General features: G+C 67.4%; 14 protein-coding genes. 5 read left to right on the top strand and 9 right to left on the bottom strand.

Annotated features, from left to right (window positions below; all coding sequences use genetic code 11):
* Positions 1-3 precede the first annotated feature (3 nt).
* On the top strand, positions 4-1,383 hold the full coding sequence (locus MHZ35_RS03340) for a cryptochrome/photolyase family protein (protein ID WP_239434380.1): 1,380 nt from the start codon (positions 4-6) through the stop codon (positions 1,381-1,383).
* A gap of 39 nt (positions 1,384-1,422) precedes the next feature.
* On the opposite strand, the gene MHZ35_RS03335 is transcribed toward MHZ35_RS03340, so the two are convergent.
* From MHZ35_RS03335 to MHZ35_RS03320, 4 genes are all read right to left on the bottom strand, one after another.
* A complete protein-coding gene (locus tag MHZ35_RS03335; RefSeq protein WP_239434379.1) occupies positions 1,423-3,564 on the bottom strand; it encodes a TonB-dependent siderophore receptor in 2,142 nt (713 codons plus the stop codon).
* A 128-nt stretch (positions 3,565-3,692) separates the two neighbouring features.
* Positions 3,693-4,700, bottom strand: coding sequence for a ferrochelatase (gene hemH, locus MHZ35_RS03330; RefSeq protein ID WP_239434378.1), 1,008 nt, complete (start codon positions 4,698-4,700; stop codon positions 3,693-3,695).
* A gap of 14 nt (positions 4,701-4,714) precedes the next feature.
* Positions 4,715-5,287, bottom strand: coding sequence for an ankyrin repeat domain-containing protein (locus tag MHZ35_RS03325; RefSeq protein WP_239434377.1), 573 nt, complete (start codon positions 5,285-5,287; stop codon positions 4,715-4,717).
* A 73-nt stretch (positions 5,288-5,360) separates the two neighbouring features.
* Positions 5,361-7,073 carry a catalase gene (locus MHZ35_RS03320; RefSeq protein ID WP_446741008.1) on the bottom strand — a complete coding sequence of 571 codons (1,713 nt, stop codon included), beginning with the start codon at positions 7,071-7,073 and terminating at the stop codon, positions 5,361-5,363.
* Between the two features lie 246 nt (positions 7,074-7,319).
* Here MHZ35_RS03320 and MHZ35_RS03315 point away from each other — a divergent pair, with 246 nt between their 5' ends.
* Positions 7,320-8,300 (top strand): L,D-transpeptidase, encoded by a 981-nt coding sequence (locus MHZ35_RS03315; protein WP_239434376.1) that lies wholly within the window; start codon positions 7,320-7,322, stop codon positions 8,298-8,300.
* A gap of 67 nt (positions 8,301-8,367) precedes the next feature.
* Here MHZ35_RS03315 and MHZ35_RS03310 read toward each other — a convergent pair whose 3' ends face one another.
* Complete coding sequence (locus tag MHZ35_RS03310; protein ID WP_239434375.1) at positions 8,368-10,548, bottom strand: putative bifunctional diguanylate cyclase/phosphodiesterase; 2,181 nt, start codon at positions 10,546-10,548, stop codon at positions 8,368-8,370.
* Positions 10,549-10,910: 362 nt separating this feature from the next.
* Between MHZ35_RS03310 and MHZ35_RS03305 the strand changes: the two genes are divergently transcribed.
* Positions 10,911-13,145, top strand: coding sequence for a TonB-dependent receptor (locus MHZ35_RS03305; protein ID WP_239434374.1), 2,235 nt, complete (start codon positions 10,911-10,913; stop codon positions 13,143-13,145).
* On the opposite strand, the gene MHZ35_RS03300 is transcribed toward MHZ35_RS03305, so the two are convergent.
* Genes MHZ35_RS03300 through MHZ35_RS03290 form a run of 3 tightly spaced genes read right to left on the bottom strand, consistent with a single transcriptional unit; the run spans position 13,142 to position 17,513 of the window.
* The gene (locus tag MHZ35_RS03300) at positions 13,142-14,263 is read right to left on the bottom strand and encodes an endo-1,4-beta-xylanase (RefSeq protein ID WP_239434373.1); all 1,122 of its coding nucleotides are present in this window, start codon (positions 14,261-14,263) and stop codon (positions 13,142-13,144) included. The two genes, MHZ35_RS03305 and MHZ35_RS03300, sit on opposite strands and share 4 nt — an antisense overlap.
* A gap of 23 nt (positions 14,264-14,286) precedes the next feature.
* Positions 14,287-15,879 (bottom strand): MGH1-like glycoside hydrolase domain-containing protein, encoded by a 1,593-nt coding sequence (locus tag MHZ35_RS03295; RefSeq protein WP_239434372.1) that lies wholly within the window; start codon positions 15,877-15,879, stop codon positions 14,287-14,289.
* Positions 15,876-17,513, bottom strand: a complete 1,638-nt coding sequence (locus MHZ35_RS03290; RefSeq protein ID WP_239434371.1) for a glycoside hydrolase family 43 protein — start codon at positions 17,511-17,513, stop codon at positions 15,876-15,878. The genes MHZ35_RS03295 and MHZ35_RS03290 overlap by 4 nt, the downstream gene beginning before the upstream one ends.
* A 309-nt stretch (positions 17,514-17,822) precedes the next feature.
* On the opposite strand from MHZ35_RS03290, the gene MHZ35_RS03285 reads away from it, so the two are divergent.
* Complete coding sequence (locus MHZ35_RS03285; protein ID WP_239434370.1) at positions 17,823-20,918, top strand: TonB-dependent receptor domain-containing protein; 3,096 nt, start codon at positions 17,823-17,825, stop codon at positions 20,916-20,918.
* Positions 20,919-20,966: 48 nt separating this feature from the next.
* Positions 20,967-22,538 carry a rhamnogalacturonidase gene (locus MHZ35_RS03280; protein WP_239434369.1) on the top strand — a complete coding sequence of 524 codons (1,572 nt, stop codon included), beginning with the start codon at positions 20,967-20,969 and terminating at the stop codon, positions 22,536-22,538.
* 36 nt (positions 22,539-22,574) lie between these two features.
* Here the strand turns inward: MHZ35_RS03280 and MHZ35_RS03275 are convergent, their stop codons facing one another.
* Complete coding sequence (locus tag MHZ35_RS03275; RefSeq protein WP_239434368.1) at positions 22,575-24,968, bottom strand: TonB-dependent receptor; 2,394 nt, start codon at positions 24,966-24,968, stop codon at positions 22,575-22,577.
* Positions 24,969-25,078 lie beyond the last annotated feature (110 nt).

Here is a 25,078-nt window from a genome sequence, read left to right as displayed (position 1 = left end):
CCGGTGACCGTTTCCGAAACTCCCAGCATCGTCTGGTTCCGCCAGGACCTGCGCCTCTCCGACCAAGCCGCGTTTGCCGCCGCCGCGGCGGAAGGGCCGGTGCTCGCCGTCTATGTGCTCGATGACGAGACACCCGGCGAATGGCGGATCGGCGGCGCGCAACGCTGGTGGCTGCATCATACGCTCGCCGCATTGGCCGAGTCGCTTGCCGATCTCGGCGTCGCGCTGGTGCTGCGGCGTGGCCGCGCAGCCGACGAAATTGCCAGGATCGCGGAGGAGACCGGCGCCAAGCGCGTCCATTGCCTCGCCCATCAGGAACCCTGGTGGCGCGAAGCCGAGGATGCGCTCGCCCGGTCGGTTGATCTGGTGCGCCACCCCGGTCGCCTGCTCGCCGAACAGGGCATGGTCCGCACCGGCAGCGGCGGGCCGTTTCGCATCTTCACCCCGTTCTGGCGCGCGCTCCAGCTCCACATGCCGCCACCGCCGCCCGAGCCGGCGCCCACCAACGTGCAGGGCATGGTCCATCCGCCGCGCAGCGATCGGCTGGAGGAGTGGTACCTGCTCCCCACCGCCCCGAACTGGGCGGAGGGCTTCGGGCACTGGACGCCGGGTGAGGCCGGTGCCCGGGCGCGACTGGAGGCGTTTGCGGACGAAGTCGGCGACTATGATCACGCCCGCAACCTGCCTTCCACCGACGGCACTTCCAGCCTGTCGCCGCACCTGCACTTCGGCGAAGTCTCTCCCGCCGCCGTCTGGCACGCGCTTGAGGGCAAGAATGGCGCGGAGAGCTATCTGCGCGAGCTCGGCTGGCGGGACTTCGCGGCCAACCTGATCGTCCAACTGCCCGACTATGGCACCGCCCACGGTCGCGCGAAGATGGATGCGCTTGCCTGGCGCACCGGCCAGGAAGCCGATGCGGAGTTCCGCGCCTGGACGCGAGGGCAGACAGGCTATCCGATCGTGGACGCAGGCATGCGGCAGCTCTGGCACATCGGCTGGATGCACAATCGCGTGCGGATGATCGCGGCGAGCTTCCTGGTGAAGCATCTGCTGATCGACTGGCGACGTGGCCAGCACTGGTTCTGGGACTGCCTGGTCGATGCGGACTATGGCAACAACGCCGTCAACTGGCAGTGGATCGCCGGCACGGGCGTCGACTCCAGCCCCTTCGGCCGGATCATGGCCCCGCTGGTGCAATCGCCCAAGTTCGATGCGGGAGCCTATATCCGCCGCTGGGTGCCGGAACTTGCCGGCCTGGACGACAGCAGCATCCACGACCCGCACGGCGCGGGCGTGGCGCCGGCCGGCTATCCCGAACCCCTGATCGCCCATCGCCCCGCGCGCGAGCGGGCGCTTGCCGCAGCAGCTGCGGCACGCGGCTGACGACAGGCGTCGGCGCACACACGCCGACGCCTGCCTGGCTCAGAAGCGGTAGCTCAAGGTCACCGTCGCGTTGCGCGGCGCCCCGTAGCGATACTGGCTGAACGAGCCCACGTTGCTGTAGAAGGTCTTGTCGAACAGATTGTCGACGTTGGCCTGCAGCTGCAGCTGCTCCGTCACGGCATAGCGCGCCATCAGGCTGACCAGCGTGTAGCCGTCCTGCTGGAAGCGATACGGGGTGTTCAGGACCGGGTTCGTGCCGTCCGAATACGCCTTGCTGCGATAGTTCACGCCACCGCCGATGGTGAGGCCCGCCAGCGGACCCTGCAGGTCATAGGTGGTGAAGATCTTGAGCAGCTTGCGCGGCTGATCGGTGTTGGCGGGGATGTCATCGGCATCTTCGGCCTTGAACTGGCTGTAGCTGGCGTTGACGTTCCAGCCCGGGAGCGGCTGGCCGGTCGCCTCCAGTTCGAAGCCCTTGCTGACCACGCCCTGGGCGGCCCGATAAGGCTGGAATATTTGGCCGTCGAGGATGACTTCCGGTCCGTCGATCTGCCCGACATTGTCCTGCTCGATGCGGAACAGCGCGATCGAGGTTTGCAGCGCGTCGCCGAAGAAGCTGCTCTTCAGGCCGATTTCATAGGCATCGCCGTCCAGAGGATCGAGCAACTGGTGTTCGCGATCGTAGAGGTTCTGCGGCTGGAAGATCTTGGTGAAGCTGGCATAGAGGCGGTGATTGGGCGTGATGTCGTAGAGCGCCCCGACATAGGGGATGAACACGTCGTCATCGCCATAGTCGCTGTTCGTTCCCCAGGCATAGCCCGTCTGCTTCCAGCTGGCGAGGCGCCCGCCCAGGATGACCTTGAACGGATCGGCCACGTTCAGGCGGACGGCGCCGTAATAGCCGGTCTGCTTGATCCGCTCCTGCTCGTTGCGGACGGGCTCGGTGCCCCAGACCGGCTCGGGATAGGGGATGCCCTCCTGGCCGATCACCGGGACGTCGGTGAGCCAGGGAAGCGGCGCGTCGTAATTGTCGGTGTGGCGCTTGAGGATGCTGTGCAGCGCGCCGACCACCACTTCATGGTCGCGCCCGAACAGGGACACCGCACCCTTCAGCTGGGCATCGAAGCTGTTCTGATAGCTCACGCCTGCCGACTTGTACGGATTGGTGCCGTCCATCGTGCCCGTCGCCTTGTCGACGGTGCCGTACAGGTAGAGCAGCTGGGTATCGCTGGTGTTCTTGAGGCGGTTGTAATTGACCGTCAGGTTCCACCGGTCACCGAGTTCCTGGCGGACGGTGGCAAAGATGTTCTGGTTGGTGCTGTTCCAATAGGTCCAGTCCGCCGCCGTCGTCTGCGAACGCGGAAGATCGGTCAGCGTGCCGTCGCTGTAGAAGGTCGGCAGCGCACCCCAGGTAGCGCCCCCAGGCTTGGTATCCTGATGGCTGATCCCTGCCCGCACCAGCGTCGTGTCGGTCAGGTCGGCGTCGACCACGCCATAGAGCACCCACTTCTTCTTGTTCTGGATGTCGATGTAGCTTTCGCCTTCCTCGTAGCGGCCGACGACGCGCGCGCGCACGCGTCCGTCCGCCGTCAGCGCGCCGCCGACATCCGCCGACAGGCGCCAGGTGTCCCAGCTGCCGAGGCTGGCGTTGACATAGCCGGTCAGGTCGGTGGCATCGGCATGCTTGCGGACCAGATTCACCGAGGCCGAGGGGTCGCCGACGCCCGACAGCAGGCCGGTGGCGCCCCGCACGATCTCCACCCGCTCATAGATGGACACGTCGATGCTGGTCTCGCCGTTGCCGCCCGCCAGCGTCCAGGCCGCCGGCACGCCGTCCACCTGAGTGTTGCGGATCTCGAAGCCGCGCGCGAAGAAGCTGTTGCGGACATCGTCGAACTCGTTCGCGGACACGCCGACCGCGTTGGTGATGACGTCCTTCACCGTGATCAGGTTCTGGTCGAGGATGCGCTGCGCGGTCATGATGCTGACCGACTGCGGCGTCTCGCGGACCGTGAGGCCCAGGCCGGTCGCCGTGTCGATCGCGTCCGGGAGGGCGTAGGAACCGACGACGACGATCTCTTCGTCCGATGCGTTCGCGTTCGCGTCCGTTTCCTGCGCGGCTGCAGGAACCGCGACGAGCATGGCTGCTCCGCCCAGCAGAAACGCGATCTTCAATTGCATGACTTTCCCCACAACGCTCATTGCCCACGGCATGGCTCCCGCTAGGAGAGTTGCGCATCATTCGCAATAGCAGGTCGTGAGATTCTTGATCTTCAGTGGGCCGGACGCGGCCCAGGTCTATGAACCGGCTAGGCGGCTGCCCGGACCCAGCCTGCGAGTTCCCGTACCAGAACGGCCCGAAGCATCGCGATCCCGCCGGCGCTCGCGTTCAGGCACGGCAGATAGGCGAACTCGGCGCCGCCCGCTTCGACGAAGGTCTCGCGTCCCCGGATCGCGAGTTCCTCGAGCGTCTCGACGCAATCGGCCGAAAAGCCCGGCGCGAAGATCGCCACCTTCGTCACCCCCTTTGCGGGGAGGCCGGCGAGCACCGTGTCGGTGGCGGGCCCCAGCCACTTCGCGGGGCCGAAGCGCGACTGGAAGCTGACGGTCAGATCCCGGCCCAGCGCCTTCGAGAGAAGCTGTCCGGTCTCCAGGCATTGGCGATAATAGGGATCGCCCAGGTCCATGGTGCGCAGGGGCATGCCGTGGAAGCTCGCCACCAGCGCCTCCGGCTCCCAGCCGAGCGTCGCGAGACTGGCCTCGACCGAAGTCTTGAGCGCATCGATATAGGCAGGATCGTCATGATAGGGCGGCAGCGTGCGGACCGCCGGCTGCCAGCGCATCTCCGCCAGCGCCGCGAACGCCTTGTCGTTCGCCGTCGCCGTCGTTGCCGCGCAATATTGCGGGTAGAGCGGCGCCAGCAGAATGCGCGCGCACCCCGCCTCCTTCAGTGCACGCACTCGGTCGCCGATCGCGGGGCTGCCATAGCGCATCGCATAGTCCACCACGACGTCTGCGCCGAACGCGCCCTGCAGCGCCGCCGCCTGCTCCCGCGTGATGGCCGCCAGCGGGGATCCGGCGTCGGTCCATACCTGCGCATAGGCATGCGCCGACTTGCGGGGACGGGTGGTGAGGACTGCCCCGCGCAGGATCGGCTGCCACAGGAGTTGCGGAAGCTCGATGACCCGGCGGTCGGACAGGAACTCGGCAAGGTAGCGCCGTACCGCCCTGGGTTCCGGTGCGTCTGGCGTGCCCAGGTTGATGAGCAGCACGCCGACGCGGGGAGACGGGGTGGCGGGATGGTTCGCCGGGATCATGCGACCGCCTCCCCTCACTTGGCCGAGAGCGCCGCTGCCAGCGCCGTGTTGCCCTGCGCGGCAGCGACCGAGGCGGCGGTCCGGCCGGTCGCGTCCGCGATACTGGCATCCGCCCCCGCCGCCACCAGCAGGTCGACCTGGGCGGTCCGGCTGAACAGCGCGGCCATCATCAGCGCGGTCTGGCCGGCCTTGTTGCGCGCGTTCACGTCACAACCGGTCTTGAGCAACCGAGCGGCGATGGCATCGTCACCCTTGAACGCGACGCCCATCTGGGCGGTGTTGCCCTGGCCGGCATCCGGCTTGCACGGATCGGCACCGCGTTCGAGCAGCGCCTCCACTGCCTCCTTCTGGCCGTTGTACGCGGCGAGGATCAGCGGAGTGAAACCGCGCCTGTCATACCCGTCGACGTCGGCGCCGGCCTTCACAAGGGTGTCGATCATGTCGACCCGTCCCAGGCGGGCGGCGTCGAACAGCAGTTCCTGCCGGCGCTCCGCCGACGGGACAGCGGTCGCCGGAGCCGCCGAGGCGGCCGGCACCTGCTGGGAAGTCGCCGCTGCAAGCAGCGCGGCAGTCAGCACGACAAACATCGGGAGTCCTTTGCTGAAGGGGGTGGGTCCCGGCGCGGGAGAGGGGGGGCGAGCGCCGGGACCCTCGGGGCGATCAGTTCGCCCCGAACTGCTCAGGATAGGCGGCGCGATATTCGTTCGCCGCCTTCACGACTTCGGACAGGGGCACGTTCACCGCCTTGGCGACGCGCGTCCCATAGTCCTTGTCGGCCTGGTAGAAGTAGCTGAGCATCATGGTCTTCACCCGCATCGAGGTGACCTGGCCCAGGTCGCCCGCCAGGTTCTTGACCAGGTCCGCCTTGTCCTGCGGCTTCAGCGACCGGTAGAAGATGCCCGCCTGCTCGAAATTGTTGGTCTTCTCGATGGGCTTCGAGTCCACGATGCCGGAGACTTCATAGGTCGAGTTGCGGAACTCGGCCGCCGTCGTCTTGGGCGCCGTGTCGGCCGGGAAGTAGTTCACGTCCGACGAGCGCTGCGTGGCGTTCAGTTGCCCATCCTGGTTGTTGTTCACCACGGCCACCCGCGGCCGGTTCACCGGAAGCGTCATGACGTTGGCGCCCACGCGATACCGCTGGGTGTCGGCATAGGAGAACAGCCGGCCCTGGAGCATGCGGTCGGGGGACGGTTCGATGCCCGGCACCATGTTCGACGGGGCGAACGCCGACTGCTCGGTCCATTCGAAGAAGTTGTCGGGGACCTTGTTGAGCGTCATCTCGCCGATCTTCTTGAACGGCACGCCCAGCCACTCCTTGGTGTCGTCGAACGGATTGTAGTTCAGCGACGCGAACTGGTCGGCGGACATGGTCTGCACCATCAGGTCCCAGCTCGGGTGATTGCCCGCGGAGATCTGGCCGTAAAGATCGTCGGTCAGGAAGTTGAAGTTCGCCTTCGCGACCTGTTCGCCGTTCAGGTTCTTGACGCCCTGGCGGCTGATCCAGCGGAACTTGGCGAAGATCGTCTTGCCTTGGGCATTCACCAGCTTGAACGCGTGGACGCCATTGCCGTCCATCGTGCGATAGGACGCGGGCGTGCCAAGGTTGGTCCATACCTGGGTGATCATGTTGGTCGCCTCCGGCGTCTTTGAGAAGAAGTCGAAGAGGCGGTTCGGATCCTGCTTGTTGGTGACCGGCGAAGGCTTGAGCGAGTGGATCATGTCCGGGAACTGGATCGCATCGCGGATGAAGAAGATCGGCAGGTTGTTGCCGACGAGGTCCCAGTTGCCCTGATCGGTGTAGAACTTGGTCGCGAAGCCGTGGGGATCGCGCATCGTCTCCGGGCTCCCCGCGCCGTGGATTACGGTCGAGAAGCGGACGAACACCGGCGTTTCCTTGCCCGGCACGAACAGCGACGCCTTGGTGATGTCGGAGATGTCGGCAGTGGCGCGGAACACACCCTGAGCACCCGTGCCGCGGGCGTGGACGACGCGCTCCGGCACGCGCTCCCGGTCGAACCGGGCCAGCTTCTCGATCAGGTGCGCGTCTTCCAGCAGCACCGGCCCCATGTCGCCCACTGCCTTGGAATGGCGGTTCTCGCCGATGGGCGCGCCATTGTCGCGAGTGAACTGGTGTGCGCTGGCCGCAGCGCCATCCCCACCGGCCTGAACGGTGCCTGCAACGCCCGGCTGCGACAGCACGGGCCGCTCGGGAACGGTCGGCGCGGCGACGGTCTGCATGCGGCTTGCAGCCTGGGTCGAGGCGGGGTCCGCGACCTGGTGTGCCTGTGCAAGCACGGGCCCGACGAGCGAGAGATTGATGCACGCAGCCAAGAGCCCGGCGCGCGAGGTAGTGAAAGCCATCATGTCGTCCATGTTGTCGGGTTATGGGATGTCGGCGGTCGCCGGCATCACAGCGGTGCGGCCCCTTGGCCCGGCCGGGCGCCGGACCGCCAACGAGCAATGCCGATCACTGTGAGCGAGGAATTTGTCGGAGCATTCGTACGGGCGCGGAATCCGAAAGCGATGCCGGGGCTCTGAAGCCGCTGGCGCCCGCAACTCGACGCGCTCGGCGTCGCCCCGGCTGGTTCAGCGGCTTCAAGTGCGCGATAGCTACGGGCCATGACCCGCCGTTCCGCTCCTGCCGCCGCCCTGCTTGGCATGCTCGCGTTGTTTGCCGGCAATCCAGCCGTCGCCCAGCAGCCGGGTCCGCCCGGCTTGAGCGTCGTCGACGCGGTGCAGAAGCTAACGCCCGGCGGCTATCTGTGGGCGCCGCAGGTCGCGCCCGACGGGCCGATGATGATCGTGGTGAGCCTTCGCCTGCAGCGCGCCTATGTCTATCGCAACGGCGTGATGATCGGCGTTTCCACCATCTCTTCCGGCGCCAAGGGACACGAGACGCCGACCGGGGTCTTCACCGTCCTTCAGAAGGACATCGACCATAAGTCTAACCTGTACAACGGCGCGCCCATGCCGTTCATGCAGCGGCTGACCTGGGACGGGATCGCCATGCATGCCGGCAACCTGCCCGGCTACCCGGCCTCGCACGGCTGCATCCGGCTGCCGCTCGCCTTCGCGCGGCTGCTGTACGGCGCCACCAGCAAGGGCATGACGGTGGTGATCACTCAGGATGCGCCAGTACCCCGCGTGGCTCCGACCCCGCAGCTGCTGAAGGCGGGCAAGACCGCTCGCTCCCAGACCGGCGATGCCGGCTTCTGGCAGCCCGAACGCGCAGCCTCCGGCCCCGTTTCGATCATCGTCAGCGCGGCAGACCGGCGGGTGGTGGTGCTGCGCAACGGCGTGGAGATCGGGGCAGCCCCCGTCACCCTGCGCGGCGCCATTCCTCGCCCTGCGGCCTATGTCGCCAGCAGCGTCGATGCCGCCGGGGCGCACTGGACCAAGGTCGCGCTTCCCTGGGACGGCAAGGCCGCGAACGCCCCCGTTGCGGAGGACAAGGACCGCATCAGCGTCGATCCGCGCTTCCGGGATCGCCTGTTGCCGCTGCTGGTCGCGGGCACCACCGTCGTGGTCACGCCCGACAGCCTCAGCAGCGGCAGCACGGGCGCGCCGATCACGCTTATGACAGACACCGGCGAGCCCTGACCGCCGGCCATGGCGGAGTCCCCGATCCAGGGGGCGAGCAGGACAGGGCCCTGGGAGCCCCCTCCGCTCAATTGGCGTCGGCGAGCGCGGACGAGTGCCCGCCGACGCGGAACACCGCGTCCATGGCCGTCGCGGGCATCGGCCGGCTGAGCAGGTAGCCCTGGAGCGAATTGCAGCCGATCTCGGATAGGAAGAAGCGCTGCTCGGCAGTCTCCACGCCTTCCGCCGTCACCTTCAGGCCGCTCGCCTTCGCCAGGTCGATGATCGCCTGGATGATCGGACTGCCGTCCTCCGTGCTGCCGATGCCGCTCACGAACGACCGGTCGATCTTGATGCGATCGACGTCGAAGTTGCGCAGATGGGTGAAGGAGGAATAGCCGGTCCCGAAATCATCCAGTGCGACCTTCACCCCGCGTGCGCGCAGCGCCGTCAGATTGGGTTGGCAGGTGGACGCATTCTCGATGAAGCTAGTCTCGGTGATCTCCACTTCCAGTCGGGCGGGGTCCAGGCCCGTTCGCCTCAGGATCTCCATCACCCGCTCGGCGAAGTGCGCGTTGCGCAGTTGAACCGCCGAAACATTCACCGAAATCGTGCCGATCGGCCAGTTCACCGCTGCGCGGCAGGCCTGCTCGAGCACCCATTCCCCGAGTTGCTCGATGAGCCCGGCCTCCTCGGCGATCGGCACGAAGATGGTCGGCGAGATGACGCCCTTTTCCGGATGCCGCCAGCGAACGAGTGCCTCCGCGCCGGTGATGACGTCGCTCTGCGCCGAATAGAGCGGTTGGTAATAGACCTCGAGTCCACTGCCGGTGTCCAGCGCGGTGCGCAGCCCCGTTTCGATCTCCTTGCGTCGCCTCAGGCTGGCGTCCATCCCTTCGGCAAAGAAGGTGTAGCGTCCCTTGCCCGCACTCTTCGCCTCGTAGAGCGCGATGTCCGCCTTGCGCGCGAGTTCGGTCCGCTCGCCCGCATCGGCGGGCCCCATGGCGATGCCGATGCTGACGCCGACCCGCGCCTGGGTGCCGGCGATGTCGATAGGGCGGCTGATCTCCTCGACGATCCGCATGCACAGGATCTCGGCCTCGGCCGGACCTTCGATGTCGCACTGGATGATCGCGAATTCGTCGCCGCCCACGCGCGCGACCAGGTCCGTCGAACGGACCAGCGCGGCCAGCCGAGTCCCCACCTGCCGAATGAGTTCGTCGCCGGCAGGGTGGCCGAGCGTGTCGTTGACGTTCTTGAACCCGTCCAGGTCGAGGTACAGAAGTGCGAGCGAGGTGGATGCGGCGCGCGCATGGGCGAGCTGATGGGCGAGGCGATCGTCGAACAGCGCGCGGTTCGCGAGCCCCGTCAGCGAATCGTGGAAGGCGAGATGCTGCGCCTGCGCCTCGCTCGCCTCCAGCCGCAACGTGCCCTGTCGCACATGGCGCAGCAAAATGGTCACGATCGCGAAGATGAGGAGAAGCGATGCGCCCATCACGGGAGCCACGCGCTCCACCAGCAGCGAACCCGGCTGGAACGGTTGCCAGACGACGTAGCCGAGCAACTGGTCGGCCGAGGAGCGCAGCGGCACCGCCCCCTCTGCCTGGGCGGCGAGCGGCCGCTTCGCAAAGGCCGCGCCTTGGAGCTGGTATCGCTCGGAAAGCTCCCGCGTGAAGCCCGTGTCGAGATACCGCACCGCGATGTGCAGGAACTCGGTACCGGCAGCCTGGGGAATGGTGCCGGTGTCCGAGGTGATCGGCTTTACGCTGACGATGGCAGGATGGCCGCTGACGATGGCGAGGTCGATCGTTCCCGGCGTCAGCGCCGATGGCCCCACATCCTCCGGAGAGGGCTGGCGCAGCTTGCGCCGCAGTTCCGTGACGAGCGGAGCGGCGATGCGCGCGATGTCTTGATGGTAGGCGGAGGCAGAAAGGCGGCGCCCGGCGCGCATCGCATAGAGCGGCTCGTCCTTGGGGTTCAGGACAAAGGCTTCGTCGTGCCCGTAATAGGTGCGCATCCATACGCCGAGGTTGGTATCCAGCCACACCGGGTCCTGACGAAAGGCCCGCACGTGCCGGACCGCATCGTCCCAGACGGTGACGCCCTCCTGGTCGTGCGCGATCCGCGCGATGCTCTGCGCAAGCACGGTCGAGATCACGCCATGTTCGCGCTGGAAGGCGAGCCGGTCGGCCTGACGCGCGGAGAACAGGACCAGCGCGGCGATCAGCACCGCCATCGCCGCGACCGTGGCGAGGGCAGGTGCGACCACTTGGGCGAGGAACCGCCTGCGGCCCGCGCGCCCGGCTGAGTTCTGTGCCGGCTCCATGTTTCAAGGGGTAGGGAGTGGCAGTTAAGGAGGTCTTGCTGCCAAGCCTTGCCACCCCCGACTCCTCAAGAAAAAATCTCCGGTGTCCCAAGGAGTTGCGCTACCCGGCACTTTCTCCCTGTGCGGGTCGTAGCGCCGCAATTCGAAGACCCGCGGCCCATCTTCCGTTAACGTCGAAATCATGAATCTGCTGGATAGCCGCGGGCATGATCCCGATCTCTTGCCGTGCGCGCCTCATGTCCTGCGCCGCCCCGGCCCTCATTCTCTTGGCAACGCCCGCAGCGGCCGCTCCCGTGCAGGAGCCTATGCCTGCGGCCGAATCGCAGGCGGAGGCGCAAGAAGAAGTCATCGTCACCGCGCAGCGCCGTCCGGAGCGCATCCAGAACACGCCCGTCGCGATCACCGCGCTCGACGAACAGGCGATCGTCCAGCGCAAGCTCAGCGACATCAAGGACGTGGTGACCTACACGCCCGGCTTCTCCGGCAACTCCGAAGACAGCTTCATCGATACGCTGGCGATTCGCGGCATCGTCTCGAACGACTATGGGATCGGCGGCGATCCCTCGATCGGCATCTTCAAGGACGGCGTGTATCAGGGGCGGACCGGAAGCGCGGTCACCTCCCTGTTCGACATCGAGCGCGCGGAGGCCCTGCGCGGGCCGCAGGGCTTCCTGTTCGGGCGCAACGCCATTTCCGGCGCGATCAACATCGTCACCAACAAGCCCGACACGGAGCGAGTCCGGGGGCACGTCTACCTCGGCTATGGGGAGGTGGATCGCGTGGAGGGGGAGGCTGCGGTCAACCTGCCGCTGAGCGAGCATTGGGCGCTGCGCGTGGCGGGATATCACACCGCCTCGGATGGGTGGGTGGACAATGTGTTCACGCCCGGTCGCGACGATCGGCTGATGGGCGAGAACCGCACTGCCGCGCGTGCCTCTCTGCTCTATACGGCAGGTCCGCTGCGCGTGATCGCCATGGGCGAGTATGAGCGGCGGCGGCTGGATGGCACGCCCTATCGCGCTTCCAACGACGATCGCGAGGTGCTGGACGCGATCGACGACGCGCTTGGCATCGATCTCGTGGTCGGCGGTGGTCCTCGCGATGTGGATACGGACCTGACGGATCCCCGCGACGACGGCGAGATCTACGGGGGCACGCTTCAGGCCGACCTGGATCTGGACTTCGCCACGCTGAGTTCGATCACCGCCTATCGCCGCCACCGCTTCTTCTATTCCGAGGATTATGACGGGACGCCGCTTCGCATCGGCAACTACAGCCAGCGCCAGCGCGGCACCTATGCGAGCCAGGAGGTCCGCCTCGTTTCTCCGGGTACGGGTCGGTTCACCTGGTCGGCCGGGCTGTCCGGCTATCGCGAGACGGTGCGGGCCCGCTTCACCGAGCAGGCGGACGAGACCGCCGTCTGCCTGGCCGGCTACGGCTACTCCAGTTGCGAGGAACTGACCCAGGACCTGTATGGCACGCCCTATGTTGCCGCGCCGGGCGGTGTTCTGGTCGACATGAACGAGGCGCGGACGGTCAACACCGGCCTCTCCGCCTATGGCGACGTCAATTATCGCGTCCTCCCCAAGCTGAACGTCGGCCTGGGACTGCGCTACACCTGGGACCACAAGAAGTTCGGGCTGAACATCCTCCCGAGCGACACCACGCTCGGCAACATCTGGACGTTCGCCTACTACACCGACGGCTTCGTGACCGATGGCAGGTCCTGGCAGGGTACGACGCCGCGGCTCTACGTGCGCTATGAGATCCAGCCCCGGCTGAACGTCTACGCCAGCGTCACGCGGGGCTATAAATCGGGCGGGTTCGGCTCCTTCACGGTGGCAGCGCCCGGACCGATCGAGGAGTTTGGCCTCGTCCCCGACGGCACCAAGCCCGACGCCTTTGCGCCCGAGACGATCTGGAGCGAGGAGCTGGGGGTGAAGGGCGATCTTCTCGGCGGGCGCCTGCGCTTCGACCTCACCGGCTTCCTCTACAACTATCGCAATCTGCAGAGCGTCTATTTCGACACCGAGACACGCACGCAGCGGGTCCTGAACGTCGGGCGGGTGCAGGGGTATGGCGCCGAGTTCGCGACGACCCTGCGCCCCAGCCGCTTCTTCGATCTGACGGGGACGCTCACCTACACCCACACGCGCAAGCGCGGCGACCGCGATTGCACGCTGCGCGACTGCGGCGGCCTCCCGAACCCCACCTGGGCGTCGAGTGGCGTCGGCACCTTCCATTATCCCCTCGCCTCCGGTGAAGCCTATCTCACGGGCGAGTGGATCTACGAAGGGCGCGGGCGCCAAAGCTTCGACTGGCGCGGCATCACCCGCCGCCACGGCTATACCGCGGTGAACCTCCGCCTCGGCTATCGCTCGGAAAGCGGGTGGGAAGCCGTGGCCTATGTCGAGAACCTGTTCGACGCGCTCTACTATCACGGCGCGGAGAACGGCGGCGACCTGACCCCCGCCACGGTGTGGGGCGTAGCGCAGCCGCGCAACGTCGGCCTGAACCTGCGGTGGCGCTTCGGCGACTAGCGCTTGCGAGGATGCGCCTCGAACGCCGCGGCCAGAGCATCGCGCATCGGCTTGGGGCGAAACTCGGCGTCGAACGGCAGGGGGCGCTTGGGCAGCGCATCGGGTCGCGGACGAAAGTCGCTGAGCCAGCTGTAGCGGTCCGACAGCCCCCAGCACATGACCGTCCGGCACTGCGGATAGGAGAGCATGAGGTCCAGGTACGCGCGCGTATGTGCCGCGACCTCGGCATCGCGCTTGGCGATATCGCTGGGAAGCGGGTTGTCGTGCACGTCCATCTCCGTGATCAGCAGCCGGAAGCCCATGGCCGTGACCTCGTCGAGGAACTTGCGCCACGCCGTCTCGTCCAGCGCGCCGAGGCCGGTCGGCGAGTCCGAATATTTGCTGCCCAGGTGGCTCTGCACCCCGAGCGCGTCCACCGGCACGTTGCGCTTGCGGAAGCCCTCCAGCAGCTTGAGCACCGCCGTCCGGTGCACGGCCTCGTCCGCACGCCAGCCCATATAGTCGTTGTAGACCAGCTCAGCCGAGGGCGCCGCCGCCCGCGCGCTGTGAAAGGCGAGATCCAGCGTCTGCTGTGCGCCGCCCATGGCCTTCGACAACGCCGTCTCGCGCAGCATGCCCGTGTCGGAGTCGATCGCCTCGTTGACCACGTCGAAGCTGTCGATCACGCGGGCATAGCGCCCGGCCACCCTGGTCACATGCTCCTGGAGCAGCCGCTCGGCCGCGCGTGCGGGCTGCGCACCGAAGTCGTGTTCGGTGACCCATTTCGGCGTCCAGCGCTCCGAATGCCACAGCAGCGTGTGCCCGCGCACGCCAAGGCCATTACGGGTTGCCCAGCCGATCAACGCGTCCGCAGGGCCGAAGTCGAACGTCGTGGCGTTGGGCCGGGTGATGCTCCACTTGAGCTCGTTCTCCGGCACGATCAGCGCGCACTCGCGGGCGTTGAGTGCCCGATAGGCGGCGTCGGCGAAATTGCCCTTGCCGATCGTGCTGCCGAACCGAATGCCGCTGGCGGCGGCGATTGCGCCCAGACCGTCACCGCGTGGCGCGGCTTGGAGTGGCAGCGCGAGTGCGCCGGCGGCCCCAGCGGCTCCGGCAAGAAATTGGCGGCGATCGAACATCGGCTTTCTCCAGCTTCCGGGGCTCAGCCCTGGTCGAGGGCGATGCGGCGATTGGGGTGGACTGTCAGCGTGCGGGGCGGCCGCCCGGCGAGGCGGAGCGTGACCCGCTGCGGCTTGGGCTCGATCCCGAGCAGCGCGCGTGGCGTGCCGTCCGTAGCGGTGATCAGCCGCACGGCACCGCCCTCGATCCGGCCGAGCAGCTTGCCTGACAGGGTGAGGCTCGCCCCCTTGGCGTCATAGGCCATCGCCGCCGTTCGCCCTGCGTCCGTCGGCAGGGACAGCTGCGCACCAGCCGCGGCGGCGTGCCCAGGACGCACGTTCCAGTGGAGCGCGTTGGGTTCCTCGACGACGCCCACCAGGCGCCAGCTATAGTCCACCATCACCAGCGCACAGGGCGAATAGCGCGGCTGGTCCTCGCCATGGGTGAAGGCGCCGGTCTCCGGGTCGATCTGCTGGCGGAAGCTCGGGTCCGCCTGGATCGCCTCGCACCAGGCCTCCATCATCTCGGTGAACTCGGCCGTGCGACCATAATGCTCGATCCAGCGCGGCGCGCGCATGGCGGTGAGCGCCTGCGACGCGCCGCCCCAGCTGTTCGCAGGAATCGGCCGGACGAAGGTCGGATCGTCCACCGCGATCGACGCCATCGGGTAGCGCGTCCAGAACGCCTGGCGGTTGCCCAGCTGCCGGGTCCACAGCGTGTCGAAGGTCTTCTGGTCGACGACATGCTCCCCGCACACGCGGCTGAGAATGTCGGAGCGCACGCGCACGAACTGGTTCTGTGCATCCAGGTCGTAGAAGGCCGCATCCTCGGCGACATAGAGCGTGTCCAGGATCCGCCGCCGGATGGCTTCCGCCTGTTCGGCCCAGCGTGCCGCCTCGTCCCGCTTGCCCAGCGCCTCGGCCATCGCTGCCAGTGCGCGGCGGCCGCCGTAGACCGTCGCCGAAAGGTCCGGACACAGCCGCGGCAGGGAGGCGATCGGATGATGGGTGCGCGCGTCCTTGTTCGGGCACTGGTTGGGCATGCCCTTCCACCGCGGGGAATTGTCGTGGCCGGTGTCATAGGTGCAGAAGCCCTCGACCAGTCCGGTGCCGCGCGTGTTGCGATGGCGCATCAGCCAGCCGTCCCACGCGCCCCAGCCGCGATAGGCCGCCTCCAGCAGTTCGCCGTCGCCGGTCGCCTGCGCCAGGTCCCAGGCGGTGGCGGCGATCGGCACCACCATCTGGATCTGGCCGAAGCCGGTCTCGACGACCTTGTTGTTCGCCGGCAGCTGACCGTCGGCGCGCTGCAGTTCGAAGAAGGTCAGGTGGCTGTTGCGCGCCACGTCGGGTCGGAACTTGCGATACAGCAGCGCCTCGTGCGGCCCGCATTCCTGCCAGATGCCTTGGTAGACCGATCCCTCGATCAGCACCGGCTTGCTGACGTAAGGCATGACCTTCACATTGCCGGCGAGCACGTCGAGGGCAGCGTCATAGGCCGCCTGCCAGCGCGCGTTCGTGGTCGAGAAGTGCGGAACCCCTGCTCCCCCGCCCTGCTGGGCACGGGCAAAGGTAGGCATGGCCAGCGTCGCGGCGGCGCTTGCGGCAAGGAATGACCTGCGATCCAAGGACGACCTCATGGGTTGAGCTCCGGATGGTCGACGTGAAACCAATCGACGTCGATGCGGCCGCTCGGGGCCCGCTTGTTGAAGGTGAACAGCGCCGGGCGCGATCCCTTCCACCAGGAGAAGCGCGCAAGCGGGATGGCGTCCCCCAGCGGCGTGAAACCGCCCGTGCCCAGGCGGTAGCTGTAGCGCACGGTCTGGTCGCGACCGACCTCGGCGCGCAGCTCGATGGTGTCGGCGGTCAACCTCGGTCCAGCCTGTTCCTCTCCTTCGCGTGCGAGGACCAGGTGGGTCGCACCCCGCTCGCGCACCGCGCCGATCCAACTCGGGCGGACCCCGAACAGGGTCAGGCCGGCACGCTGGCCATCCGCCATATGGGACAGATCGATCCGCGCGGTGATGCGGCTCTCCGGCCCCTGCAACACCTGGGTCAGCGTGTTGCGCGCCGTCACCAGATGCTGCGCCTCGCCCGCCTCCAATCGCAGCCAGCCCGGGCGCGCCGAGAGGCTCCAGCGCTCGTCGTCGGGATTATGGTTCCACGCCCACTGCAGGCCCAGCTTCGGCGCGCTGAACTCGTCGGAGTCCTGCAGCCGGTCCCGGGTCGGTGCATGACCGGTGTTGGGCCGGGGCGGCGTCATCATCGGCTCGCCCGAGGTCTTGCCCGCGAGCGGCCGCCCCATCACTGGCCAGTCGTCCACCCAGCGCACCGGCTGGAGATGGACGATGCGGCCGAACGCACCGGTGCTGTTGAAGTGGGCGAACCATCCCTCGCCCGACGGCGTCTCGATCCATCCGCCCTGATGCGGCCCCTCCAACCGGGTCGAGCCCTGCTCCAGCACCACCCGCCATTCATAGGGTCCGCGAATGTTGCGCGCCCGCAGCGCGACCTGCTGTCCCTTCTCCACCCCGCCGATCGGGGCGAAGATGTAGTACCAGCCATTGCGCTTGTAGAACTTCGGCCCTTCCAGGATCGGCAGGTTCGCCTTGTCCTCGACGATCACCTCGCCCTTGTCGAGCACACGAGTCCCGTCCGCGCTCATGCGGTGGAGGATCAGCGGGCCGGCGCCGTGGCGCGAATGGACCAGCCAGGCGGTGCCGTCCTCGTCCCAGAAGGGACACGGGTCCTCCAGCATCCGCTCGTCGATGACCTGGACCGGCTTGCTCCACGGACCGGCCGGGTCACCGGCGGTCGCCATGAACACGCCTTCGTCGATCGTCGCCCAATAGACGTAGAACCGGCTGTTGTGATGCCGGATGGACGGCGCCCACACGCCGCCTGCGTAGCGCGTGCCTCCCACCGGCTTCGAGATCTTGTCGGTGAGGCTGTGCGGTCCGGGCATGTCATATTCGGGCGCGAACGGCAGGCGCGGCAACACGCTGCCGATGATCGTCCAGTGCACCAGGTCATAGGACCGCAGGATCGGGATGCCGGGCGAGAAGTGGAAGCTCGACGACACCATATAATAGGCGGTGCCAACGCGGATGACGTCCGGATCGGAATAGTCGGCGAACAGGATCGGGTTGCGGAACGTGGCGGGTGCGGTGGCCGGCTGCTCCGCAGAGACTGATTTCGCACCGCCGCACAAGGTCAGCGCAAGCAGTGCCAACCCGGTGCGTACAGACCTTCGCCGTCCCAAGCCTTGAGCCATCAACCCCTCCTCATCCCAAACAGCGAGAGCGTTACCACGCTTCTTGTTGCTGCATCTGCGTTGTTCGCGTGGCGACTTGGTGCCGCTTTCCAGACGTAGAACATAGCATTGACGTGTTCAACAAGTGGAACTACGTTTCAACATATCTCGCGAGACGTTAGCGCTATCGCTTACGACTTGGCAGCAGACGGGCCTACCGTCGCGCCGCGGGGCGACAGGCCGATCAACGGGTCGGCAGCAAAGGGAGGATGTTTGATGGGGACTCGGGCTCTAGTTCGCGCGCACCTGCTGGCCGGCTCAGCGGTACTGATGGCCGGAGTGTTGCCCGGCGGCCCGGCGTTCGCTCAGGCGGTGCCCGTCCAGGCCACGGAGCAGACGGCGCCTACCCCCATCGGCTCCAACGGCACTGCCCAGACCAGCACCGTCGCCGATCCCAACGGCCAGGCGGGCAGCCAGGTCAATGGGGAGGGTGAGCCCGGCGCCGACGTCGTCGTCACCGGATCCCGCATTGCCCGCACCGGCTTCGACGCGCCGACCCCCGTCAACGTCGTCGATGCGCAGGAGGTGAAGCTCTCGGGCAACGTCAACATCGAACGCACCCTCCAGCAAATCCCGCAGACGGTCGCCTCGCAGCTGGGCGGCGCCACGTCGAACACCGTGCCCGGCGGCTATGCCGACGTGAACCTTCGCGGCTTCGGCTCGACGCGCAACCTGGTGCTGGTGAACGGCCGGCGCTTCGCGATCTTCGGGCCGGAACAGGTCGTCGATCTCAACACCATCCCCTCGACGTTGATCGCCCGGACCGAGATCGTCACCGGCGGCTCCTCGGCCGTCTATGGCTCGGACGCGATCACCGGCGTCGTCAACTTCATCATGCGCACCGACTTCGAAGGGGTCGAGGCGCGCGCGCAGCTCAACCTGGCCGGACCGACGAGCACGCCCACCTATAATTATGATCTCACGGTCGGCGGCAACTTCGCCGAAGGGCGCGGGAACGCCGTGGTCTCGATGAACTATCTCGACCGCGGCTCCATCACCCGCGGCCAGCGGGGTAGCTTCGCCTATCTGTCGCTCGCCGATGGTTGCGTCGTGCCCGGCTCGGGAAGCGCCACCGGGCCCGGAACGCCGTTCACGCCGGCAGCGGGGCTCGGCTGTGTCGCCGGCGGCGGCGAGCTCGGCTTCGTCGCGAGCGGATCGGGCGACATCCCCAACGGCCGCTTCTCCGGCATTCCGGCCTTCGGTGGCACCAACGCCGCGCTGAACGCCGCCTATGCCGCAGCCGGCCTGAGCGGCCTCGGTGGCCGCGGCTTCACCTTCAACGACGAAGGCTCCTCCGCCCGGCCGGCGCTTACCCCGCAGGACGACTTCAACCTCGGTCCGGACAACTACCTCATCCAGCCGCAGAAGCGCTGGATGATCAACAGCTTCGCGCACTATGACTTCACCGACTCGATCACCGGCTACATGGAGCTCCACTATTCGCACAACGAGGTGGATGCCCGGCTCGCGCCGACCAACGTCGGCTCGCCGACGCTGTTCAACGTCGACAATCCCTATCTCACGCCCGCGTTGCAGGAGGTCTTCCGGCAGCTCGACCTCGCCGAGACCGGACCGACGACCGTCACCAGCGGCACCGCCACCCGGATCAACAACCCGGGCGATGGCCTCGCGCTCGTCACTGCTGGCCGCCGTTACGTCGAGGTCGGCGCGCGGGCCGCGACCGAGCGGCGCAACGTCTATCGCGGCGCCTGGGGCCTGCGCGGCGATCTCGGGAACGCGTCCGAGAACTTCCTGACCGACCTGAAGTGGGACGCCTATTACACCTACTCGCGCAGCGAGAACACGCTGCAGCTACGCAACGCCCTGTCGCGCAGCCGGCTCCAGGAGTCGCTGCTTTCGGAAGGCGGCGCGCCCCCCTTGTGCAACATCTTCGGCGCGAACGTCAGCGCGGAATGCGCCAGCGCGATCCGCATCAACGCGACCAACACCACCGTCGCCACCCAGCAGGTCGCGCAAGCAAGCCTCACCGGCAATCTCGTCAACCTGCCTGCCGGCGGGGCGGGCTTCTCGGGCGGCTTCGAATGGCGCAAGGTCAGCGCGACCTTCTCGCCCGATTCCTTCCTCGCGTCCGGGGACGTCGCCGGCTTCAATCCGGGCCTCCCCACGCAGGGCTCGGTGTCGGTGAAGGAGGCCTTCGGCGAAGTCCGCATCCCGCTGATCCACAACACGCCGCTGATCGAGCATCTCGCGTTCAACGGCGCGTTCCGCTACTCCGACTACAGCCTGAAAGGCGTCGGCGGGCAGTGGACCTATTCGGCCGGCCTGGACTGGCGCGTATCCCGCGACCTGACCCTGCGCGGCCAGTATCAGCGCGCGATCCGCGCACCCAACGTGGGCGAGCTCTACGGCGGCATCAATCGCGTCGTCGGCGCAGCGACCGATCCCTGCTCGAGCCGCGCGCCGGTGTCGCAGCAGACCGACGCGGTTCGCGCGGTGTGCATCGCGACCGGCGTGCCAGCGGCCGCCGTCTTCTCGCCCGAGGTGCAGCCGAACGCGATCATCCCCGCGGACTTCGGCGGCAACCCCGACCTCGATGCCGAAAAGTCCAACACCTACACGGCAGGCGCCGTCATCACGCCGCGCTTCGCGCCCGGCCTGTACCTCAGCGTCGATTACTTCAACATCGACCTGAAGGGGGCGGTCGCTGCACTCGGCGGCGGGCTGCAGAACACCTTCAACCTCTGCTATCTGACGCTGCAGGACGCAAACAGCGAATATTGTCGCGCACTCAACCGCGATCCCCGCACGGGCGAGATCAACGATCCCTATGTCGCCCGCATCCTGAACGCGAACACGGGCGCGCTCCAGACCGAGGGCATCGACTTCGCCGGCCGCTATCGCTTCGACATCGGCTCGGGCGATACCTCGGTCGAGCTCAGCTCCACCTTCACCTATCTGCTCGACTTCACCTCGACGCCGGTGGCGGCCTTCCCGGACATCAAGAACAAGTGCGTCGGCTCGTTCGGTCCCACCTGCGGACAGCCGCTGCCGGAATGGCGCGGCACCACGCGGGCGACGCTCAACATCGGCGATTTCTCGGCGAGCGTCCGCCATCGCTACATCGGGCCGGTCACCACCGACCGCTACATCGTGCCGCTGCGCCAGAATGCGGAAACCGCCCCGCCGATCACCAACTTCGCCTATCCGCGCCTCGCCGCGCAGAACTATGTCGACGTCTCGTTCAGCCTGGGCGTGACCGACAAGGTGGAGTTCTTCGGCGGCGTCAACAACGTGCTCAACAACAAGCCCCCGATCACCACCCAGGGGCCGAGCGCCAACACCTTCTCGGCCACCTACGACGTGCTCGGGCCGGAGTTCTTCCTCGGCGCGACCGCGAAGTTCTGACCTGGCGGGGTGGGCTCGCCCACCCCGGGTTTGCGGAGAAGAGACAGGATGCTGATCGATCGTCGTACCGTGCTGCTGGGCGGAGCCGTTGCCGCCGGTGGCTTGCTCCTGTCCCCCGCCTGGGCCGCCGGGCAGGTGGCGGGGGGCGGCTGGGTGAGCGTGCGCCGTTTCGGGGCGAAGGGCGATGGCCGTGCGCTCGACACCTCCGCGATCAACCGCGCGATCGACCACGCGGCGGCGCGGGGCGGCGGCACCGTCGTGTTCCCCGCCGGTACCTATGCCGCCCACACCATCCGGCTGAAGAGCCGGGTGTCGCTCTACCTGGACCAGGGTGCGACGATCCTCGCTGCCGCCCCGACCGCCACCGCCGGCTATGACGTCGCCGAGCCGCAGGATCCGCGTGCGGTGGGCTTCCAGGATTTCGGCCACAGCCATTGGCGCAACAGCCTGATCTGGGGCGAGGGGCTGCACGACATCGCGATCCTCGGCCCCGGCCTCATCTGGGGCAAAGGGCTCGGCCGCGGCGATGGCAAGGACAATTGGCTGAAGGACCCCTCGGGCCCGGGCACCGGAAACAAGGCAATCGCGCTCAAGAACTGCCGCAACGTCCTGCTGCGCGACTTCAAGGTGCTGGAGGGCGGCTGGTTCGCGCTGCTCGCGACCGGCGTCGACAACCTGACGATCGACAATGTCGTCGTGGACACCAATCGCGACGGCTTCGACATCGACTGCTGCCGCAACGTCCGCGTCACCAACTGCACGGTGAACTCGCCCTGGGACGACGGCATCTGCCCCAAGTCGAGCTACGCACTGGGCGAGCCGCGCATCACCGAGAACCTGACGATCGCCAACTGCTTCGTCACGGGCAACTACCAGGTCGGCTCGGTGATCGACGGCAGCTTCCGCAAGATGCCGGCCGATTTCGCCCCCCAGATCCACGGCCGCATCAAGTTCGGGACCGAGACCAACGGCGGCTTCCGCAACGTCGCGATCAGCAACTGCGTGTTCGAGGACAGCCGCGGCCTCGCGATCGAGACGGTCGACGGCGGCGTGATTGAGGATTTCGCGATCAGCAACATCACCATGCGCGGGATCGTCGACGCGCCCCTGTTCCTGCGCCTGGGCAAGCGGATGCGCGGCCCCGCCGGACGGCCGATCGGCACGCTCAAGCGGATCATGATCCAGAACGTCACTAGCAGCAACGCGACGCCCCTGCCCTCGGTCTTCGCCGGGCTCGCCGGCCATCCGATAGAGGACGTGTCCCTCTCCGACGTCTATCTCCACCATGTCGGCGGCGCGCCGGCGGCGATGGCGCAGGTGCGTCCGCCCGAAAACGAGCTCGGCTATCCCGAGGCCACCATGTTCGGAGACCTTCCCGCCACCGGCCTTTTCGCGCGCCACCTGCGCAATCTCGAGATGCACCATGTCGAAATCGCGACCGCGGCGCCCGACCCGCGGCCGGCGATCTGGCTGGAGGACGTAGCCGATGCGGACATCACCAACCTACGCGCGCCGCGGGGCGAGACCTTCGCGCTCACGGATGTCACCGGATTTCGCAGCACCGGCGCCCGCTGGCTGAAGGACCGGCAGATCGACGGCCGCATCACCGACCGCTTCTAGCGCGCCGCCGCCCGAAGCGGGCGGCGGCGGCAGGGTTCAGAAGCGGGCGCCCAGTTCCACGCCATAGAAGCGTGGTTCGCCTGCGATGTAGGTGGGAATGCCGAAGCCGCCGCCGGTGTTGCCGGCGTCGATCAGATACTGCTCGTCCGTCAGGTTCCGCGCAAAGCCCCCGATGCGATAGCGGCCGTCCGCGGTTTCGATGCCGGCGCGCAGGTTGACCAGCGCATAGCCGTCCTGGCTGATCGCTTCGTTGTTCGGGACCTCGAAGTACACCTTCGATCGGTAGGTGACGGTCGGCGTCGCATAGAGCGTCCAGTTGCCGACCGGCACGCGCAGCGATGCGCCGCCCGACGCCGTCGTGTCGGGCTGCAGGCGGAAGCGGTTGCCGGCATAGACGCCGTTCGCCGCATCATCCGCGATCCCGCCGTCGAGGTAGGAGAAGCTGCCGAACAGGGTCAGCACGGGCGAGATCGCCAAGCTCGCCTCCAGCTCCACGCCCAGATTGTCGGCCGATCCGGCGCTTTGCGTCCGGGTGACGCCGTCCTCGCCGGTGACGGAGACCTGGAACCCCTTGTACCGCTGGTAGAAGACGGACGCCGCGCCGGTGAACGGGCCGACCCGGCCCTTGATGCCGCCTTCGTAATTCCATACCGTCTCCTCGGGCACCAGCTGGAGGTTCGGCACCACGCCGGCGGCGCTGTTGGCGGCGCTCAGCTGCACGACCGGCGAGCGCCGGCCCTTGCTGACGGTGCCATAGAGGTTGAGGCTGTCGTTCAGCCGGAACAGCGCATTGAACCGCGGCAACAGCGCCGCAAAGCTGCGCTGCGCCGTCAGCTTCGCGCCCTGCGTGTTCGCGGTGCCGATCAGGCTGGTGCGAATGCCGAGCGCGGCCAGGATCACGGAATTGGGCTGGATCGAGCTGTAGCCGGACTTGCGGTCCTCGATCAGCACGCGGGCGCCCGCGGTCAGTTCCAGGCGCGGCGTCGGGATCCAGGTGGCGTCGGCGAACACCGAATAAGTGTCGTTGTTGCCGTAGTTGCTGAACTCGGACGCGTAGGGAAGCTCACGAAGCGCCCCGCCGGTGACGATCGACGTCACCTGCGTCGCCGGGATGGTGCCGTTCGGCAGAACACAGCCCGTTCCCGTCGGAATCCCGGCCGCCTGGAGCTGAGCGCGGATCGGCGCATAGGCTGCCGCCACCGAGCAGGCGAGATAGGTCCCTTCCTCCGTCGAGAAGGGCACCCGCTGGTAGCCGTTTTCGAAAAAGGCGTTCCAGCCGAAGGCGGCGCGATACTCGGCACCTTCGAACGAGAAGCGGCCCTCATGGCTCCACTGCTCCCCCTTCGCATCCTCGGCAAACTCGAGGTACCAGGCCGGGCCGCCATCAGCGTCGAACACCTCCAGCGCGTCGAAATGGCGGAAGCCGTTGACGGTCGTGAAGCGGATGCCGTCCGCCAGGTCGACGTTCACCGTCAGATTGGCGTCATAGACGTTGCGGTCCAGTCCCAGCTTGCGGGCGCCGAGCACCTCCTCGCTGTAGGGAGAACCCGACAGCTCGGCATAGCCATAGTCGCCGGTCTGCCCGCCGGTGGGGGCATGCGCGCGCGACTTGAACGCGGTGCCGGGATTGCGTTGCCCGTCATAGGTGAGGACCAGGTCCGCGGTGACCGCATCGCTCGGCTGCCAGCGAAGCGATCCGCGGATGCCGCGCTGGTCCTGGCCATTGAGGTCGTCCTGATCGACCCGGCCCTGGTTCTGGTTCGGAACGTCGGGATCGCCGGCGATATTGCGAACATAGCCGCGGCGGTATTTGTAGGCGAAGGCGATACGCCCCGCGAGCACCTCGTCCCCCGCGTTCAGGAAGCCGGAAACCTGGGTGCGATCGAAGTTGCCGTAGGAGCCGGCGACCTCTCCGGAGAAGCCCGGCTCGGGCGCGGCCGGCACGATGCTGATCGCGCCGACCGCAGCCGCGGTGCCGAACAGCGTCGCCTGCGGACCCTTCACCACCTCGATGCGGGCCAGGTCGTACAGGTCCTGATAGGCGCCACGCGAACGGCTGATGTCGACGCCGTTGTAGTAGAGCGTGACGCGCGCGCCCTGTTGTGCGGAGCCCGAGTCCGAGGTGATGCCGCGGATCACGAACCCAGGGTTGTTGGCGCTCTGCTCCTGCACCTGAAGGCCGGGGATGAACGCCGCCACCTCGTCGAGTTCGGACACGCCGATGTCGGCCATGTGCGCGCCCGACAGCGCGGTGACCGTGACCGGCACGTCCTCGATCCGCTGCGCCCGCTTCTGTGCCGTGACGATGACGTCGCCCGCTTCGAACGCCGACCCGTCGCTCTCCGGCTGTGCACTTGCCTGCGCCAGCGCTCCCGAAGAAACTCCCGCGCCGAGCGTTGCCAGCACGAACCCCAACCCAAACTTCCGCATCTTTCTGTTTTCCCCCAAACGGCGACGCGGCCCGACTAGGGAGGACAGGTGACAAAGCGGCGGCAGCCGCATGACGCGGCGGTGACGCGCGCTTCCCCAAAATGTCACGC

The sequence above is a fragment of the Sphingomonas sp. ACRSK genome, from assembly GCF_022346685.1.
Lineage (GTDB): Bacteria > Pseudomonadota > Alphaproteobacteria > Sphingomonadales > Sphingomonadaceae > Sphingomonas > Sphingomonas molluscorum.
This window is presented reverse-complemented; position numbering and strand designations above follow the sequence as displayed.

What these genes read in the sequence shown, in the direction of transcription:
- MHZ35_RS03335 (WP_239434379.1), bottom strand. Translation starts at nt 3,564, where the DNA reads ATGCAATTGAAGATCGCGTTTCTGCTGGGCGGAGCAGCCATGCTCGTC.
- hemH (WP_239434378.1), bottom strand. Translation starts at nt 4,700, where the DNA reads ATGATCCCGGCGAACCATCCCGCCACCCCGTCTCCCCGCGTCGGCGTG.
- MHZ35_RS03325 (WP_239434377.1), bottom strand. Translation starts at nt 5,287, where the DNA reads ATGTTTGTCGTGCTGACTGCCGCGCTGCTTGCAGCGGCGACTTCCCAG.
- MHZ35_RS03320 (WP_446741008.1), bottom strand. Translation starts at nt 7,073, where the DNA reads ATGGACGACATGATGGCTTTCACTACCTCGCGCGCCGGGCTCTTGGCT.
- MHZ35_RS03315 (WP_239434376.1), top strand. Translation starts at nt 7,320, where the DNA reads ATGACCCGCCGTTCCGCTCCTGCCGCCGCCCTGCTTGGCATGCTCGCG.
- MHZ35_RS03305 (WP_239434374.1), top strand. Translation starts at nt 10,911, where the DNA reads ATGCCTGCGGCCGAATCGCAGGCGGAGGCGCAAGAAGAAGTCATCGTC.
- MHZ35_RS03300 (WP_239434373.1), bottom strand. Translation starts at nt 14,263, where the DNA reads ATGTTCGATCGCCGCCAATTTCTTGCCGGAGCCGCTGGGGCCGCCGGC.
- MHZ35_RS03295 (WP_239434372.1), bottom strand. Translation starts at nt 15,879, where the DNA reads ATGAGGTCGTCCTTGGATCGCAGGTCATTCCTTGCCGCAAGCGCCGCC.
- MHZ35_RS03290 (WP_239434371.1), bottom strand. Translation starts at nt 17,513, where the DNA reads ATGGCTCAAGGCTTGGGACGGCGAAGGTCTGTACGCACCGGGTTGGCA.
- MHZ35_RS03285 (WP_239434370.1), top strand. Translation starts at nt 17,823, where the DNA reads ATGGCCGGAGTGTTGCCCGGCGGCCCGGCGTTCGCTCAGGCGGTGCCC.
- MHZ35_RS03280 (WP_239434369.1), top strand. Translation starts at nt 20,967, where the DNA reads ATGCTGATCGATCGTCGTACCGTGCTGCTGGGCGGAGCCGTTGCCGCC.
- MHZ35_RS03275 (WP_239434368.1), bottom strand. Translation starts at nt 24,968, where the DNA reads ATGCGGAAGTTTGGGTTGGGGTTCGTGCTGGCAACGCTCGGCGCGGGA.